Source organism: Rhodopseudomonas telluris (genome assembly GCF_042432815.1).
GTDB lineage: Bacteria > Pseudomonadota > Alphaproteobacteria > Rhizobiales > Xanthobacteraceae > Rhodopseudomonas > Rhodopseudomonas telluris.
In genome coordinates this window covers 268,041-283,218 of sequence record NZ_JBHLWM010000012.1, presented here as the reverse complement: position 1 = coordinate 283,218, position 15,178 = coordinate 268,041, and the positions used below count along the sequence as shown (strand labels likewise).

At 62.9% G+C, this 15,178-nt stretch carries 14 protein-coding genes and 1 tRNA gene; 7 read left to right on the top strand and 8 right to left on the bottom strand.

Annotated elements, in window-relative coordinates; translation table 11 throughout:
* Window position 1 precedes the first annotated feature (1 nt).
* From nthB to ACFFJ6_RS25170, 4 genes are read right to left on the bottom strand one after another with little or no spacing between them, the layout of a single operon-like run.
* Window positions 2-682 carry a nitrile hydratase subunit beta gene (gene nthB / locus ACFFJ6_RS25185; protein ID WP_378393126.1) on the bottom strand — a complete coding sequence of 227 codons (681 nt, stop codon included), beginning with the start codon at window positions 680-682 and terminating at the stop codon, window positions 2-4.
* Window positions 683-711: 29 nt separating this feature from the next.
* Window positions 712-1,494 carry an ABC transporter ATP-binding protein gene (locus tag ACFFJ6_RS25180; protein WP_378393124.1) on the bottom strand — a complete coding sequence of 261 codons (783 nt, stop codon included), beginning with the start codon at window positions 1,492-1,494 and terminating at the stop codon, window positions 712-714.
* Window positions 1,482-2,267 (bottom strand): ABC transporter permease, encoded by a 786-nt coding sequence (locus ACFFJ6_RS25175; protein ID WP_378393122.1) that lies wholly within the window; start codon window positions 2,265-2,267, stop codon window positions 1,482-1,484. The genes ACFFJ6_RS25180 and ACFFJ6_RS25175 overlap by 13 nt, the downstream gene beginning before the upstream one ends.
* Window positions 2,264-3,247 (bottom strand): ABC transporter substrate-binding protein, encoded by a 984-nt coding sequence (locus ACFFJ6_RS25170; protein ID WP_378393172.1) that lies wholly within the window; start codon window positions 3,245-3,247, stop codon window positions 2,264-2,266. The genes ACFFJ6_RS25175 and ACFFJ6_RS25170 overlap by 4 nt, the downstream gene beginning before the upstream one ends.
* Window positions 3,248-3,632: 385 nt before the next feature.
* Between ACFFJ6_RS25170 and ACFFJ6_RS25165 the strand changes: the two genes are divergently transcribed.
* Both ACFFJ6_RS25165 and ACFFJ6_RS25160 read left to right on the top strand, forming a co-directional pair.
* Window positions 3,633-4,571 (top strand): LysR family transcriptional regulator, encoded by a 939-nt coding sequence (locus ACFFJ6_RS25165; protein ID WP_378393120.1) that lies wholly within the window; start codon window positions 3,633-3,635, stop codon window positions 4,569-4,571.
* Window positions 4,572-4,657: 86 nt separating this feature from the next.
* A complete protein-coding gene (locus ACFFJ6_RS25160) occupies window positions 4,658-5,371 on the top strand; it encodes a cysteine hydrolase family protein (RefSeq protein ID WP_378393118.1) in 714 nt (237 codons plus the stop codon).
* Between the two features lie 90 nt (window positions 5,372-5,461).
* On the opposite strand, the gene ACFFJ6_RS25155 is transcribed toward ACFFJ6_RS25160, so the two are convergent.
* Window positions 5,462-5,535: transfer RNA gene (locus ACFFJ6_RS25155), tRNA-Gly, on the bottom strand.
* A 246-nt stretch (window positions 5,536-5,781) separates the two neighbouring features.
* Here ACFFJ6_RS25155 and ACFFJ6_RS25150 point away from each other — a divergent pair.
* The 4 genes from ACFFJ6_RS25150 (at window position 5,782) to ACFFJ6_RS25135 (ending at window position 10,282) form a co-directional block, all read left to right on the top strand.
* Window positions 5,782-6,291, top strand: coding sequence for a YciE/YciF ferroxidase family protein (locus tag ACFFJ6_RS25150; RefSeq protein ID WP_378393116.1), 510 nt, complete (start codon window positions 5,782-5,784; stop codon window positions 6,289-6,291).
* 11 nt (window positions 6,292-6,302) lie between these two features.
* Window positions 6,303-6,875, top strand: a complete 573-nt coding sequence (locus ACFFJ6_RS25145; RefSeq protein ID WP_378393114.1) for a DUF4142 domain-containing protein — start codon at window positions 6,303-6,305, stop codon at window positions 6,873-6,875.
* A gap of 241 nt (window positions 6,876-7,116) precedes the next feature.
* Window positions 7,117-9,321: a glycogen debranching protein GlgX gene (gene glgX, locus ACFFJ6_RS25140; protein ID WP_378393112.1), complete on the top strand. Its 2,205-nt coding sequence runs from the start codon at window positions 7,117-7,119 to the stop codon at window positions 9,319-9,321.
* 109 nt (window positions 9,322-9,430) lie between these two features.
* Window positions 9,431-10,282: a transglutaminase-like domain-containing protein gene (locus tag ACFFJ6_RS25135; protein ID WP_378393170.1), complete on the top strand. Its 852-nt coding sequence runs from the start codon at window positions 9,431-9,433 to the stop codon at window positions 10,280-10,282.
* Window positions 10,283-10,480: 198 nt separating this feature from the next.
* Here the strand turns inward: ACFFJ6_RS25135 and ACFFJ6_RS25130 are convergent, their stop codons facing one another.
* The 3 genes from ACFFJ6_RS25130 to ACFFJ6_RS25120 all read right to left on the bottom strand — a co-directional run bounded on the left by ACFFJ6_RS25130 (window position 10,481) and on the right by ACFFJ6_RS25120 (window position 14,173).
* Entirely contained in the window at window positions 10,481-10,693 is a 213-nt protein-coding gene (locus ACFFJ6_RS25130) for a hypothetical protein (protein WP_378393110.1), read from the bottom strand.
* A gap of 96 nt (window positions 10,694-10,789) precedes the next feature.
* Complete coding sequence (locus ACFFJ6_RS25125) at window positions 10,790-12,802, bottom strand: methyl-accepting chemotaxis protein (RefSeq protein ID WP_378393108.1); 2,013 nt, start codon at window positions 12,800-12,802, stop codon at window positions 10,790-10,792.
* A 198-nt stretch (window positions 12,803-13,000) separates the two neighbouring features.
* On the bottom strand, window positions 13,001-14,173 hold the full coding sequence (locus ACFFJ6_RS25120; RefSeq protein ID WP_378393106.1) for a S1C family serine protease: 1,173 nt from the start codon (window positions 14,171-14,173) through the stop codon (window positions 13,001-13,003).
* A gap of 231 nt (window positions 14,174-14,404) precedes the next feature.
* On the opposite strand from ACFFJ6_RS25120, the gene ACFFJ6_RS25115 reads away from it, so the two are divergent.
* A complete protein-coding gene (locus ACFFJ6_RS25115; protein WP_378393104.1) occupies window positions 14,405-15,079 on the top strand; it encodes a site-2 protease family protein in 675 nt (224 codons plus the stop codon).
* The last annotated feature ends 99 nt before the right edge of the window (window positions 15,080-15,178 follow it).

Here is a 15,178-nt window from a genome sequence, read left to right as displayed (position 1 = left end):
CTCATTCCGCCCGCTCGAGGTAATCTTCGCTCAGATCCACTTTGATCTCGACATTGGGCTCAGCCGCATCACCCCAGATTTCATCGGATGAGAACGTGACATTATAAACCGGCTGAAGATTCTCGCCGGCGTTATGCGCGCGCGTATCCGGCAAGACCCAGGCCTGCGCGTTGACGATCGTGACAACACCCGTCTTGTTGCGGACGAAATGCGTGAGCCGCGTATGCCCTGCCGGCTGGTGGTTCTTGACTGTGACCCGATCTCCGATTTGAAACTTCGGGCTGACCTGCACATCCTTGCGCCAGGCACCCCAGGCAATTTTCTTATCATCCGGGAGCGGCCAATTACGATCATTGGTCCCGACAGGATTCGAAGGCCTGCCGGTCTCCAAAGCGTCCACTCGCTGATCGACCTCGTCGCGGCTGATAATGCCCTTGCGTGTGAGGATGCTCTCCATCGCGAACAGCCAGCGACCATAGTACCCGTCGGTCAGGTACGCTGCGGCATCCATCAGTTCTATTTCGTGCCGATGTTCATCCAGATTGTAGATGCCCTTGGTATCCAAGACCTGGGTCAGCGCGTAGACCCGGCCTTCCCATCTGCTGTGAAAGACAGGTTCATTGGGCTCGATCTCGACCTTTCCAAAGCCGTGCAGGCCGCCCATGTCATGAATGCCGTTCATCGTAACTCCGTTTTATCTCGCGACGGACGTCAGTCGATCAGGTCTTCGATATGCTTTTGTAGTTTCAGAAATTCGGGTGCGTACCGCTCCTTCATGGTCTCCCCGATCCTCTCGTCCAAGACGACCGACATCGGCCGCCCGCCGAGCACGATCACCCGATGGCCCACCATCAGCGCTTCTTCGACATTGTGGGTCACCATCACGAATGTGGTGCGCGTCGCTGCCCAGATCTGTCTCAGCAACGCATGCATCCGGCGCCGCAGGCTCACATCCAGCGCGCTGAATGGTTCATCCAGAAGAAGCACGCGTGGCTGCATGACCAACGCGCGCGCGATCGCAACGCGCTGGCGCATCCCGCCCGACAGTTCATGAGGATATTTTGCGCTTGCGTGAACAAGATCGACATCTTGCAGCATCTGTTCGAGACGCTCGTTCTTCTCGCGGCGCGAGCCGTCACAATAGGCCAGGCCAAAAGCGATATTCTTGCGAACGTTGAGCCAGGGGTACAGGTTGTTCTCCTGGAAGATCATGACGATTTCGCGGGACGGTGCCTCGATCCACTGGCCCTGAAACAGCACACCGCCATCGCTGGCACCACGAACGAACCCGCCCAGCGCCCGAAGCAGCGTTGTCTTTCCGCAGCCCGACGGACCGAGCAGACAGGTGATCTCCCCGCTGCCAATATCGAGCGAAAAGTCGCGGATCGGCGACCCGCCCTCGCCCTTGGATCCGGGGAAATCGACCGTCAGATGGTCGATCTTGAATGCGACGTCGGCTTTTGTCGTCGGAGCCAGCACCTTCAGATTCTCCACCACAACAGCCGGCCGGAAATGACCGACAACAGTCGATCCACGACGAACCCGGACACGCCGATGATCGCCATGCCAAACATGATCAGATCGTTGTTGAAGAGATTCCGGCCCATCATGATGATCGCTCCCAGTCCGTCGCGGAGCCCGACCATCTCCGCGACGAGAACAGCCATCCACGCGGCGATGAAATTCGTCCGGAGCAATGTGAAGACTCCGGGCAACACGGCAGGCAGCACCACCCGCAGCCATCGGCTGAATGGGCTGGCACCAAGGTTATCGGCGATCGTCAGGAATTCGGTCGGGATCCGCTTGATCTCCGCGAGGGTGGCGATCGTCAGGATGAAATAGACACCCATGAAGACGATGAAGACGGCCGTCACGTTGGAGATGCCGAAGATCACGATCGCCGTCGGAATCCAGGCAATAGGTGCAATCGGAGCCAGGACGTAGAGGATCGGCGACAAACACCAGGTCGCGACTCTTGAAAGGCTCAGGAGTGCGCCGGTCAGAACGGCCGCGATGAACGCGATCGACATCCCCGCGAACACCCGCAACAGCGTCGAAACAATGCTTTGCGACAGCGGTACCGCCTGCGAGCCGAGGCCGATGCGGAAGCCGCTGCTCGCAACGGCTGCGATGAAACGGCTTGGCGGCGGCAGAACCGTCGCCAAAGCCGAGCCATCCCGCGTGCCTACATATTCCCAAAGGCCAACCATCATCGCCAGCGACGCTGCACCGACCAACGTGGGAACGAAGCGACTGGCCCGGATCATTTTTGCAGGGACTTGATTGTCTCGAGACGGAAGATATCTGCAGCCTTGGTGGTTCCTTTGACGTAGCCGAGCTTTGTCAGATCGTCGACGACGCTTTGAACCGAGTCGAGGTCCGGAACGAAGGAAACCGGCACCGGGGCGGACTTGAATGATTGCAGCAGCACGTCCGGCTTGACGCGGAAGTAGTTGCCCTTTGCCAGCAAGGACACCGCCTGGTCCGGATGATTATTGATGATGTCGGCGCCGCACATCAGTCCCTCGAGATAGGCGCGAACAACCTGCGGCCGATCGTTCAGGGTCTTTTCGAGGACACTGACGACGGTGTTCGGTGAAAACGTCGTCCACGTCTCAGCGTCGGTCGTCAGACGTACAGCCCCCTTCTCGATCTGCATTTCGGTCGTATAGGGCTTGATATGGCTCAGGATATCCACCTGGCCGGAGCGAAACGCCTCCACCATGCCCAGCAGATCATTGAAGTACACGAGCTCGACGGAAGATGTGTCGATGCCTGCCTTGGCGAAGCTCCGCGTCAGAATCAATTCGAGCGTGTCCCCCTGAAGCGTCGCGATCTTGAGCTTGGCCTTGCCTGAGGCGGCATAAGTCTTGATGTCACTCATCGACCGCAGCCCCGACGCCTTCTGCGCGATGACCTCGATGATGCCCCAGCCGCCCGCCGCCGAAACCACTCTGATCGGCACGCCGCTGTTCGCAGCGAAGAATGGGAGCGTGAACGGATTGGTACTGAAGTCGATGGAACCGCCGGCCAAGGCGGCATTGTTGTCGCCCGGATTCGCGAAGAACACCGTCTCGACGTCCAATCCCGCCTTTTCGAAGCAGCCGCTTTCCTTCCCGACGAACAACGGCGCCATGTCCAGAGCGACCAGATGGCCAGCTTTGACGCGCGTCAACGGGGTCGCGGCCGACGATGGTCCGAGCGAGGCCATCAGCACCAAACTCAGGCCAGACAGGCACCCGATCACTTTGGCCAAGCAGCGATTGTCAGTATTCGACGTCATTTGCGATCCCCCTGGGAAAAACCAGTCCCCGCAACGCGACCCGACATCCGCAGCAGCTCCTGTGTCCTGACTTTCCAGCTCCGCTCAGCCCGCTTACAGCAACAGGTTTTGATCGATACATCGCAAATCGCGATGTATCAGAGATCGGTCGTGCGCCTGCCCCCTGTCTTCGGTTTCAACCCGCAGCCTCGTTTCCGGATCGCCCTGCTTGCGTTCCATCTCCGGTGTCCGACAAAATCCGTCAGCAAAATACGTGCCGCGTGCGGGGCACCCGCGCATCTCTACGCAGGCCTGCGAGGCCATACAGAGCCGCGGATCGCCCCTCAGTTGATGAATTACGGAGCTCAACTTGAAGACGACAGACATGGATGTGCGTCAGATACGGGTGTTTCTGGCGGTCGCTCAAAGCGGCGGTTTTTCCGCAGCCCAGGACGTCCTGAATCTCGCGCAATCGACCATCAGCACCGAAATCGCCGCTCTGGAAGCGAGGTTGGGTTACACGCTGTGCAAGCGTGGACGCGGCGGTTTCAAGCTCACCCCTCAAGGAGAGGCCTTCGTCACGGACGCGACGGAGCTGCTGTCGGCATTGTCTGCGTTCGAAATCAGCGTTGCCAAGCACAAAAAGCAGGGTTTGGGAGATCTGCGGATCGCGATCATCGACAACCTTGTCACCGACCCCCGTTGTCCGCTCATCGGCGCGTTCGACCGGTTTCATCGCCGAACGGGCGGCCGGGCCCACATTTATCTCGACGTGCTCAGCCCCCGCGAAATCGAGCAAGGCGTGTCGTCCGGAAAGATCGATGCCGCAATCGGAATCTTCACGGACACGTTGCCTCATCTTCAGTATGTTCGTCTCTATCGCGAGCGCGACGTCCTCGTCTGCGGCCATCGCCATCCGCTATTCCACGAGACCAGCGATACGCGGCTTTTCTCGAAGATCAGGAACGCGCAGAAGGTCGTGCGCACGTTTCTCAAGCTCAATGACTTCTTCTTCCTCAGCGATCAGCACAACAGCATCACGGCCCACGTCGACAGTGTCGAAGCCGCGGCGGTTCTGATCTTGGCAGGAAGCCATATCGGCTTCCTGCCGGATCATTATGCGCAACGCTGGGTCGATCGGGGCGAGATGCGCGTGATGGTCGAGAAGAGCTACACCAGGCAGTCGGATCTCACACTGGTTCATCACAAGGATCCGTCGCGGCTGGGATCTACAGCCAAGCTGCTGATTCAAGAGCTGTTGGGCGACACATCGGATCCTCCGATGAAAAAATCCAAAGTCGCGAATTGAAGCGACCCTGAAAGTTGCCGAGGTTTCGCTCAATCGATCCTAGACTTGAGAGAGACCGATGCGCGCGCTCCGAGACCGAGACATCCATGTCCTACGTTGATGCCCGGCCCTACCAGTGGCCGCACCGGCGGGACCTCGAGCCGGCTTCGACTGCGTTGATCGTGATCGACATGCAGAGAGATTTTTGCGAGATCGGTGGCTACATCTCCGCCATGGGGTACGACGTCAGTGTCGCGAGCGGCATCATTCCTCGCATCGTCGAATTGAGGGACTACGTCAGAAAGTGGGGTGGCCTCGTTATCTACACCCGCGAAGGCCATCGCTCGGATCTCACCGATCTTCTGCCGCAGAAGCTTTTCCGATCCCGCGCCGGCGGCGGCGAGATCGGTTCTGTCGGCCCCCTGGGCCGGCTTCTTGTCAGAGGCGAGCCAGGCTGGGACATCGTCCCGTCTCTAAGCCCGGCAAACGGTGAACCGGTCATCGACAAGCCTGGTTTCGGCGCCTTCTACGCGACTGATCTCGAGAGGATATTGACGACCCGCGGAGTCCGGCACCTCATCGTGTGCGGCGTCACGACGGATGTCTGCGTTCATTCGACATTGCGCGAGGCGGTCGACCGCGGCTTTGAACCTCTGTTGGTGGCCGACTGCTGCGCCGCGACCGTTCAATCAAACCACGATGCCGCCATCGAGACGATTTGCTCTGAAGGAGGAATCTTCGGGACCGTCGCGACGTCCGACGTTGTCATCGATGCCCTTCGGTCCGCAATCGATGGCAGGATTGCGGTCACCCGGCCATAGCCACGCCAACGCGGGATCTAGGGGCAAGCCACCCAGCGGTCGCCGCACACCAGCGAACGGAAAAGCAAGCAGTATCAAAAATTTAGGCGCTGGAGCGGGTGAAGGGAATCGAACCCTCGTATTCAGCTTGGAAGGCTGCTGCTCTACCATTGAGCTACACCCGCGTCGGGCGTTGCCTAACACGCCGGCCGGCTCGCCTCAACACCCTCCGCCGCCGCGGGCGGGGATAGCGAACCGGTATAACGCCGCGCTTGTCGCCGGGTGGAACGGCGGTCGCCCGTTTCCGCTTGCCGCTTCGGCCCTTCCCTTCCGCGATCCCCGTTCGCCGCTCGGCCTACGCCGCATCCGCGCAGGGAACCGAACCGGCTCGTTCCAGTTGTGGGGCAAACACCCTACCACCGGAGGCGACGATGGGTCTTTTCAGCAAGGACATTCAGACCATGGAGGACATGCTGCTGCATGGCCTTCGCGACATCTATTACGCCGAGCAGCAGATCACCAAGGCGCTGCCGACCATGATCGAGCAGGCCACCAACCGCGACCTCGCCGCCGGCCTCAAGGCGCATCTGGAAGAGACGCAGAAGCAGATCGAGCGGCTGGACCAGGTGTTCAAGAAGCTCGGTGAGAAGCCCTCCGGCATCGACTGCCCGGCGATCGACGGGCTGATCAAGGAATCCAACGAGACCGCCGGCGAGATCGCCGACAAGAGCGTGCTGGACGCGGCCATCATCGCCAATGCGCAGGCGGTCGAGCATTACGAGATCGCGCGCTACGGCACCCTGATCGCCTGGGCCGAGGAACTCGGCCACGACGACATCGTCCGCTTCCTCACCACCAATCTCAACGAAGAGAAGGCGGCGAACACCAAGCTCAACACCGTGGCGCTCCGGAAGGGCGTCAATCGCAAGGCCGCAAGCTGAAGGATACTGCCATGAAACGTACCATGATCGCGCTGGGGTGCTGCCTGCTGATGGCCACTCCCGTGGTGGCGCAATCGGTCGGCGAGAAGACCGGCGTCAATTCCGTACTCGGCGTTGCGCCGACCACCGCGGATTTCGTCAAGCAGGTCGCGATCAGCGACATGTTCGAAATCCAGTCGAGCAAGCTCGCCGAGCAGAACGGCAACGCCGCCGAGAAGGCGTTCGCCAAGGAGATGATCGCCGACCACACCAAGACCAGCGGCGAACTGAAATCGCTCGTCTCCGGCGGCAAGGTGAAGGCGGAACTGCCGACTCAGCTCGACGACGCGCATCGCGGCAAGCTCGACAAGCTGACCAGCGCCAAGGGCGCGAACTTCAGCGAGACCTATATCGACCAGCAGATCACCGCCCATAAGGACGCCGTCTCGCTGTTCGACCGCTACGCCCGTGGCGGCGACAATGCCGAGTTGAAGAACTGGGCCGGCAACACCCTGCCGGCACTGCGCCATCATCTCGAAATGGCGCAGAACCTGGAGAAGCAGCATTCGAACACGACCTCGCAGTCGAACAAGTCGAGCAAGTAAGCCTCGTCCTCCCGCACCTGGGGCCCGGATCGCAACAGCGACCGGGCCTTTTCTTTTGGGGCGAGCGGAGCCGGCATCGGCTGGCGAACAGGCCAGGAACCGAACCCGGAATTCCGCATTATCGCCCTCAGCAGGTGGGGGATTTTTCGTCAATGATACCAGACCGATCGAGTTTAATCGGGCTTGTGCCGGTGGACGAGCTTCGCGATTGCGCCTGCGCGCCAACCAGGAAGGACACGCGATGACCGACACCGACACGATCGAACCGCCGCCTTCGACCACGGAGGCGCCCGCCCATGCCGAGCCGGCGCCGAAGCCGCAGCCGGGCTACCAGGTGGTGACCGACAACAGCACCGTGCGCGAAGGCCTGCCCTACCCCCTGGGCGCAACCTGGGACGGCGAAGGCACGAATTTCGCGCTGTTCTCCGCCAACGCCACGAAGGTCGAAGTGTGCCTGTTCGACGGCGAGACCGAGCGGCGCATCGAATTGCCCGAATACACCGACGAAGTGTTTCACGGCTACATTCCGGATGTCGGCCCGGGCACCTTCTACGGCTATCGCGTGCACGGCCCCTACGAGCCGGAGAACGGCCACCGCTTCAATCCGAACAAGCTGCTGCTCGATCCCTATGCGCGCGCCCATGCGGGCGAGCTGAAGTGGGATCCGGCCGTGTTCGGCTACCAGATGGAAAGCGGCGACGACACCACCTTCGACGAGCGCGACAGCGCCCGCTTCGTGCCGAAATGCGTGGTGGTCGATCCCGGCTTCGACTGGCGCGGTGAGCCCGGCCGCAAATTCGTGCCGTGGGATCAGACCATCGTGTACGAGACCCACGTCAAGGGCTTCACCAAGCTGCATCCCGGCGTTCCGGAGGATCTGCGCGGCACCTATGCGGGCTTCGGCTCGCAGGCCGTCGTCGACTACATCGCCTCGCTCGGCATCACCGCCGTCGAGCTGCTGCCGGTCCACACCTTCGTCAACGACAGCTATCTGCTCGAGAAGGATCTGGTCAATTACTGGGGCTACAACACCATCGGCTTCTTCGCGCCGGATCCGCGCTACGCCGCCGACGTGCCGAACTCGCTGCGCGAGTTCAAGGAGATGGTGTCGCGGCTGCACGACGCCGGCCTCGCCGTGATCCTCGACGTCGTCTACAACCACACCGCGGAAGGCAACGAACTCGGCCCGACGCTATCGTTCAAGGGCATCGACAACGCCAGCTACTACCGGCTGCTGCCCGACCAGAAGCGCTACTACATCAACGACACCGGCACCGGCAACACCGTGAACCTGTCGCATCCGCGCGTGATCCAGATGGTCACCGACTCGCTGCGCTACTGGGCCGGCGAGATGCACATCGACGGTTTCCGGTTCGACCTCGGCACCATTCTGGCCCGCGAACACTACGGCTTCGACGAGCAGAGCGGCTTCCTCAAGGCCGTGATGCAGGACCCGCTGCTCAGCGAGGTCAAGCTGATCGCCGAACCGTGGGACTGCGGTCCGGGCGGCTATCAGGTCGGCGGCTTCCCGCCCGGCTGGGCGGAATGGAACGACAAGTTCCGCGACACGATGCGCGATTACTGGCGCGGCGAGGCGTCGGTCTCGGCGCTGGCCCCTCGCCTGTCCGGCTCGGGCGATCTGTTCAACCGTCAGGGCCGCCGCGCGTGGTCGAGCGTCAACTTCGTCACGGCTCATGACGGCTTCACGCTGAACGACTGGGCCAGCTACAACGAGAAGCACAACCTCGCCAATGGCGAGGACGGCAAGGACGGTCACTCGGATAACCGCTCGTGGAACTGCGGCGCCGAGGGGCCGACCGAGGATGCCGAGATCATCGCGCTGCGCGAGCGGCAGAAACGCAACATGCTGACCACCCTGCTGCTGGCGCAGGGCACGCCGATGCTGCTGGCGGGTGACGAATTCGGCCGCACCCAGAACGGCAACAACAACGCCTATTGCCAGGACAACGAGATCTCCTGGGTGCATTGGGAGCACGACGACGCTGCCAAGGATCTGCTGGCCTTCAGCAAGCGACTGATGGAACTGCGCCACAGCTACCCGATGCTGCGGCGCAGCCGCTTCCTGCAGGGCCAGTACGATGAGGAACTCGGCGTCTGCGACGTCACCTGGATCAACGCCAATGGCGGCCCGATGCAGCAGGAGCACTGGGAAGACGGCAACGTCAAATGCTTCGGCATGCTGCTCGACGGCCGGGCGCAGAAGACCGGCATCAAGCGGAAGGGTGAAGACCAGACCGTGCTGCTGATCACCAACAGCTTCGACGGGCTGGTGGACTTCACGCTGCCGGAGGTGCCGCACGGCGCCAACTGGAAGCTGCTGATCGACACCAACATTCCCGACGGCGCTCCCGGCGAAACCTTCGCCTGCGGAACCGCCTATCAGGTGACGGCGAGATCGGCGCTGCTGTTCGAACTCGTCGATTAGCACCTACTGCTGATAATTTGCGCAGGCGTTCAGTCGGTTAGCCCGGAACCGCTGGACGCCTTCGTCATTGTTGGACAACCATTCAATGACCGACGAATTGGAGACAGCGGTGAAAATCCGAGCGGGCTACAACATCGCCTTTCAATGCTTCCAGGAAACTCCGATGAACCTGCTGCTCAGCGTTCGTCCGGAGCGGATGGCCGACGTGATCGGCCAGCACACCATCAAGTTCAATCCGGACGTGCCGGCGCGCGACTTCATCGACATGTTCGGCAACATCTGCACGCGCATCGTCGCCCCGGCCGGCACGATCGAGATCAGCAACGATTTCCTGATCCACGATTCGGGGCTGCCCGACGAAGTGGCGCCCGGCGCGCGGCAGCTCGCCGTGGCCGAATTGCCTGACGACGTCCTCGTCTATCTGCTCGGCAGCCGCTATTGCGACACTGACAAGCTATCCAATCTGGCGTGGTCGCTGTTCGGCGGCACCCCGCTCGGCTGGGAGCGCGTGCAGGCGATCGTCGACTACACTCATAACCAGATCGAATTCGGCTATCACTACGCCCGCAACGACCGCACCGCCGCCGAAGGCCATGCGGAGCGGATCGGTGTGTGCCGCGACTTCGCGCATCTGGCGGTGACGCTGTGCCGCTGCATGAACATCCCGGCGCGCTATTGCACCGGTTATCTCGGCGATATCGGCGTGCCGATCGACCCGGCGCCGATGGATTTCTCGGCGTGGTTCGAAGTCTATCTCGATGGCCGCTGGTACACGTTCGACGCACGGCACAATCACCCGCGGATCGGCCGCATCGTCATGGCCCGCGGCCGCGACGCTGCGGACGTCGCGATCTCGACCTCGTTCGGCACGGCGCAGCTGTTGAAGTTCGAAGTGACCACCTACGAGGTCACGGAAGACGCGGCCGACCAGCACCAGCCGCAACTGCAGAAGGTGGCGTGATCGTTTCGCCCAGCAGACGTCGAAACAGAGCGCCCCGGCGCGTCATCGCGAACGGACTCCTCCGTCATGCCCGGCCTTGTGCCGGGCATCCACGTTCTTGGGCAGCGCTCAGATCAAAACATTGGCGGCCGGGACCAGCCCGGCCATAATGCGTGAGGTAAGAGACGAGCGAGATCACTCAGCTCGGAGCGACGCTCATTAGTTCGTGGCGACGCCCAGCGCTGTTTCCGCGCCCTCCTGGCCCGGCACGGTGATGCGGACCTCATGGCCGAACTTGATGGCATTGGTCGCAGCCATCACGGCGGCTTCGAAGGCGGCTTCCTTGCTGGCGTAGTCGCCGATCGGATCGTCGTCGTGACGAACGCCCCAGCTCGTGTCGGTGCCGACGATGTCGTAATAGGCCTTGCCCATGTGCGCCTCCCGTTTTCACCGATAATGAAGGCGGTGGGCGATCGTTCCTGGCGTGTCGGCGCCAGGAACTTGCCATGCGATCAAACTGCGAAGGCGCTAAGCCGCCCGCACCGTGCCGAGGAACCGCTCGACCTCCAGCTTGAGACGGCCGCTGTCGCCGGACAGCGACCGCGCGGCATGCAGCACCTGTGAGGAAGCCGCGCCGGTCTCGGTGGCACCGCGCTGCACTTCGGTGATGTTGGACGAGACCTGCTGGGTGCCCAGCGCCGCCTGCTGAACGTTACGCGAGATTTCCTGCGTCGCGGCGCCCTGCTCTTCGACCGCCGAGGCGATCGTCGAGGCGATCTCGGACATCCGGCCGATCGTCTCGCCGATCTGCCGGATCGCCGCCACCGACTGGTCGGTCGCGCTCTGGATGCCGCCGATCTGCTGACTGATCTCACCGGTGGCCTTGGCGGTCTGATCGGCCAGCGCCTTCACTTCGGCCGCAACCACCGCGAAGCCGCGGCCGGCCTCGCCGGCACGCGCCGCCTCGATCGTCGCGTTGAGGGCGAGCAGATTGGTCTGCCCCGCGATGGTGGTGATGAGTTCGACCACGTCGCCGATGCGCGCCGCGGCTTGGGCAAGCTCCTCGACGCGATCGTTCGTCCTGTGCGCCTGCTCGACCGCCTCGTGGGCGATCCGGGCCGATTCCTGGACCTGACGGCTGATCTCGTTGACCGACGAACTCATCTCCTCGGTTGCGGACGCCACCGACTGGACGTTGGTCGACGCCTCCTCGGACGCCGCCGCGACCACGGTGGCAAGCGACTGCGAGCGCTCCGCCGTTGACGTCAGCGACGTCGCCGAGGCTTCGAGCTCCTCCGATGCCGACGACACCGTCTCGACGATCTCGCCGATCGCGCCTTCGAATTCGTCGGCGAGATGCAGCATGTCCCGTTTGCGCTGGGCCGCGATTTCGCGATCGCGCAACGTCTTGGCCTCGGCCTCCTCGCGCGCCTTGCGCTCGGCATTGCTCTGGATGATGCTCACGGTCTTGCCGATGTCGCCGATCTCGTCGCCGCGCTCCGCGCCGGCGATCTCCACGTCCAGCTTGCCGCCGGCGATCTGCCCGAGCGCACCGTTCAGTCGCGTCAACGGCCGCGCCACACCCAGAAACGAGAACAGCGCCGAGCCGATCAGCACCAGAATGATCGTCGCGCCGAAGGCGAGATTGATCCGGCCGGACCACAGGATTTCGGATGCGGCCTGGGCCTTGGCCTGCTGGACCGAAGCCTGCGCCTTCTCGACCGCGGCGCGCAGCGCGCTGGCAGCCTTGTTGGCGATCGGAATGGTGCGGTCGCGACTGATGCTGTTCTTGAGCGCATCGGCCGCGAAAGCCTCCGCGGTCGTGCCGAGATAGGCCTTGAGGACACCCTCGATATCGCGGAGCCCGGCGCGGGTCTTCGCATCAGGCGCCAGCTCGATGGTGCGTTTGAGCGCGTCCGCAACCGCCGCGGCCTTGCGATCGAGTTTCGCCTTCTGGTCCTTGTCGTCCACGACGAAGGACTGCCACCCGATCGCGCGGATGCCGTCGAAATCGCCATCCGCTTCGCGCAGTGCCAACGTCGCGGCCTGGCCGCTTCCGAGCGTGGCCGCGAGCGCATCGACTTTTGCGTCCCAGTCCGCCGCAATGGCAATCCGCTTGGCGTTGAGATCGAGCACCCGGCCCTGCTGCACGGCCTGCTCATCAGCCCCGACCGCGTAGTCGGCGGTCATCTTCTTGATCTCGGCGAAATTGTCCTTGTCCTGCGGACCGGACGCCGCGATCGCGGCGTCGAGCAGCTTGGCCTGCGCCAGCCGGGCCGTATTGAATTCATTGCGGCGCTGCTCGAATTCCTTCATCGAACGCGCCAAGCGGACGCCGCGCACCGCGAGCTGCATATTGCGCATTTCGGATTCCGCGATCAGCGCATTCTCCGAAACCGCGGCCTCCTGATCGGCCTGACGAGTCGCTGCGGCGACCTTGGTTTCAGTGACGGACTGATTGACCACCATGCCGACCGCCAGCGAAATACCGATCAGTCCGGCAAGGCCCAGCTTATTCCCAATTCGATTCAGCTTGATCACGGCAGGCTCCTCCTAGCCCGTCGGTTAGCAAATCGCTCCTCAATCCGAGTTAATACGACGACTACGTAGTGCTACGAGGATCGGCTGATCGCTCGACAGGTGTCCCGCACGGAACTCCGTCGCTCGTAGCGACAGAACTCCTGAAATTTGGAATACAGTCACGAATATGCTGCTCAAACAAAGCTCTAGCCAGGTCAGCTAACTGCGCTGCAACCGCGAGATATCGGTGATCTTGACGGTGACGGTGCGGACGCGGCCGTCGCGCATCACCTGCAGCTTGACCTCGTTGCCGATGCCGACGTTCTCCAGCGTGGCGGCCAGATCCGACATGCTGTGGACCTCCTGGCCGTTGGCGCCGATGATCACATCCTCAACCATCCCGCTCTCGCTGGCGCCGACCAGTCCGGCGCGCGCCGCCGGTGAGTCCGGTAGCGTACGCACAACGACGACGCCGTCGATACCAAGCCGCGCCGCCTCGTTCTCGTCGGCCGCGATCACGCCGATGCCCGGCACCGGTACCGTGCCGGTGCGGATCAGGGCGGTCGCTACACGGTTGACGGCGTCGACCGGGATCGCGAAGCCGATGCCGGCCGACGCTCCCGAGCCCGAAATGATCGCCGTATTCAGCCCGATCAGCCGACCAGCGCTGTCGAGCAGTGGGCCGCCGGAGTTTCCTGGATTGATCGCCGCGTCGGTCTGGATCACCCCGCTGACTTCGTGCGCAGCGGCGGTCGGCAGCCGCCGCTGCAGCGCGCTGACGATGCCGGTCGTCAGCGTCTGCTCCAGCCCGTAGGGATTGCCGATCGCGAACGCCGCCTGCCCGACCTGCAGATCCGACGAACTACCGATCGCGATCGGACGCAGCGCCGTGCGCGGCCGTTCGAGCTGCAGTACCGCGAGATCGTAGTTCGGCGCTGTGCCGACGACACGCGCCGTGACGAATTCCCCCGACGACAGCCGGGCCCCGAGCGCGCTCGCTCCCTGGATGACGTGGTTGTTGGTGATGACGTGGCCGGCCGCATCCCAGATCACGCCGGAGCCCGACTGGACGCCGCCCTGCTGCGCATCCTGCTGTTCGAACGACGGCGTCGGGCGGCGCCGCGACTGCGCATAGACATGCACCACCGAGGGCGACACCCGCTTGAACAGCTCGATCGTCGACAGCTCGGCGGGTGCCAGCTCGCCGCGCGCCGTCACGGTGCGCGGTCCGGTCACCGAGAACCACAGCGACGCCAGATAAGGTTGCGCAACCCACGCGGTCGCCAGCAGCAGCAGCCACACCACGGCAATGCGCAGCAACCGGTCCGTCCGCTGTGCCCGCCGCAGTTGCGGGTCTGGCGTCGGAGTGGTCGGCGGGACGGACGGCGGCATCGGCAGAGCTCTCGGCAGCAAAGGGTGGCGCTGATATGGGAAGCGGCGACGGGTTCCAAAAGGTTCCGTTCAATGCGTCGCCGCCGCCGGCGGTTCCACCGCATCACAGTCCGCAAAACATGAATTCGCGGACATCATCAAGGCTTTGCCGGCGCTTCGGCTGGCGCGGTCGCCGGCCGGGTTCTATATCCGGAACCAGATCGGCAGGTCAGCCGACGACAAGGTCGAGTAATGGCGGATCCTTTTTCCACGATGATGCTGGTGATCTCGGTGTGGGCTCTCCCGCTGCTGATCGCGATCACTTTCCATGAAGCAGCCCACGCTTACGCGGCGCGGATGTGTGGCGACGATACCGCCTGGATGCTCGGCCGGGTCACGCTCAACCCGATCAAGCATATCGACCCGTTCGGCACCGTTCTGCTGCCGCTGCTGCTGCTGGCGATGCAGTCGCCGTTCCTGTTCGGCTACGCCAAGCCCGTGCCGGTGAATTTCCGCGGGCTGCGGCATCCGCGCCGCGACATGATCCTGGTGGCGGCCGCGGGCCCGGCGATCAACATCGTGCTGGCCCTCGCCGCCGCGCTGGGTCTGCGGCTGGTCGGCGACGTGTCGGGCGCGGCAGGGGAATGGCTGCTACGCAACCTCGCCAATGCGCTGCTGATCAACGTGATCCTCGCGATCTTCAACCTGATCCCCATCCCTCCGCTCGACGGCGGCCGGATTGCTGTAGGTGCGCTGCCTCGCGTGCTGTCCCGGCCGCTGGCGCGGCTCGAGCCCTATGGCATGCTGATCCTGATCGGGATCGTCTTCCTGCTTCCGCTCGCGGGCCTCGGGGGAGCTACGCAGTGGATCGCGCAATCGAGCCGATATGTCGTCGAGGCCATCCTGCGCCTCACCGGCAACGCGTAGAGCGGAACGACGAAGAACTCACCAAAACCACTAAAAGTTGCACTTTATTGGCCCACAACGGAACATTTGTAGTCCAGAGGTGTTTTGAAGCTTTCCGGA

What these genes read in the sequence shown, in the direction of transcription:
- nthB (WP_378393126.1), bottom strand. Translation starts at nt 682, where the DNA reads ATGAACGGCATTCATGACATGGGCGGCCTGCACGGCTTTGGAAAGGTC.
- ACFFJ6_RS25175 (WP_378393122.1), bottom strand. Translation starts at nt 2,267, where the DNA reads ATGATCCGGGCCAGTCGCTTCGTTCCCACGTTGGTCGGTGCAGCGTCG.
- ACFFJ6_RS25160 (WP_378393118.1), top strand. Translation starts at nt 4,658, where the DNA reads ATGTCCTACGTTGATGCCCGGCCCTACCAGTGGCCGCACCGGCGGGAC.
- ACFFJ6_RS25150 (WP_378393116.1), top strand. Translation starts at nt 5,782, where the DNA reads ATGGGTCTTTTCAGCAAGGACATTCAGACCATGGAGGACATGCTGCTG.
- ACFFJ6_RS25145 (WP_378393114.1), top strand. Translation starts at nt 6,303, where the DNA reads ATGAAACGTACCATGATCGCGCTGGGGTGCTGCCTGCTGATGGCCACT.
- glgX (WP_378393112.1), top strand. Translation starts at nt 7,117, where the DNA reads ATGACCGACACCGACACGATCGAACCGCCGCCTTCGACCACGGAGGCG.
- ACFFJ6_RS25130 (WP_378393110.1), bottom strand. Translation starts at nt 10,693, where the DNA reads ATGGGCAAGGCCTATTACGACATCGTCGGCACCGACACGAGCTGGGGC.
- ACFFJ6_RS25120 (WP_378393106.1), bottom strand. Translation starts at nt 14,173, where the DNA reads ATGCCGCCGTCCGTCCCGCCGACCACTCCGACGCCAGACCCGCAACTG.
- ACFFJ6_RS25115 (WP_378393104.1), top strand. Translation starts at nt 14,405, where the DNA reads ATGGCGGATCCTTTTTCCACGATGATGCTGGTGATCTCGGTGTGGGCT.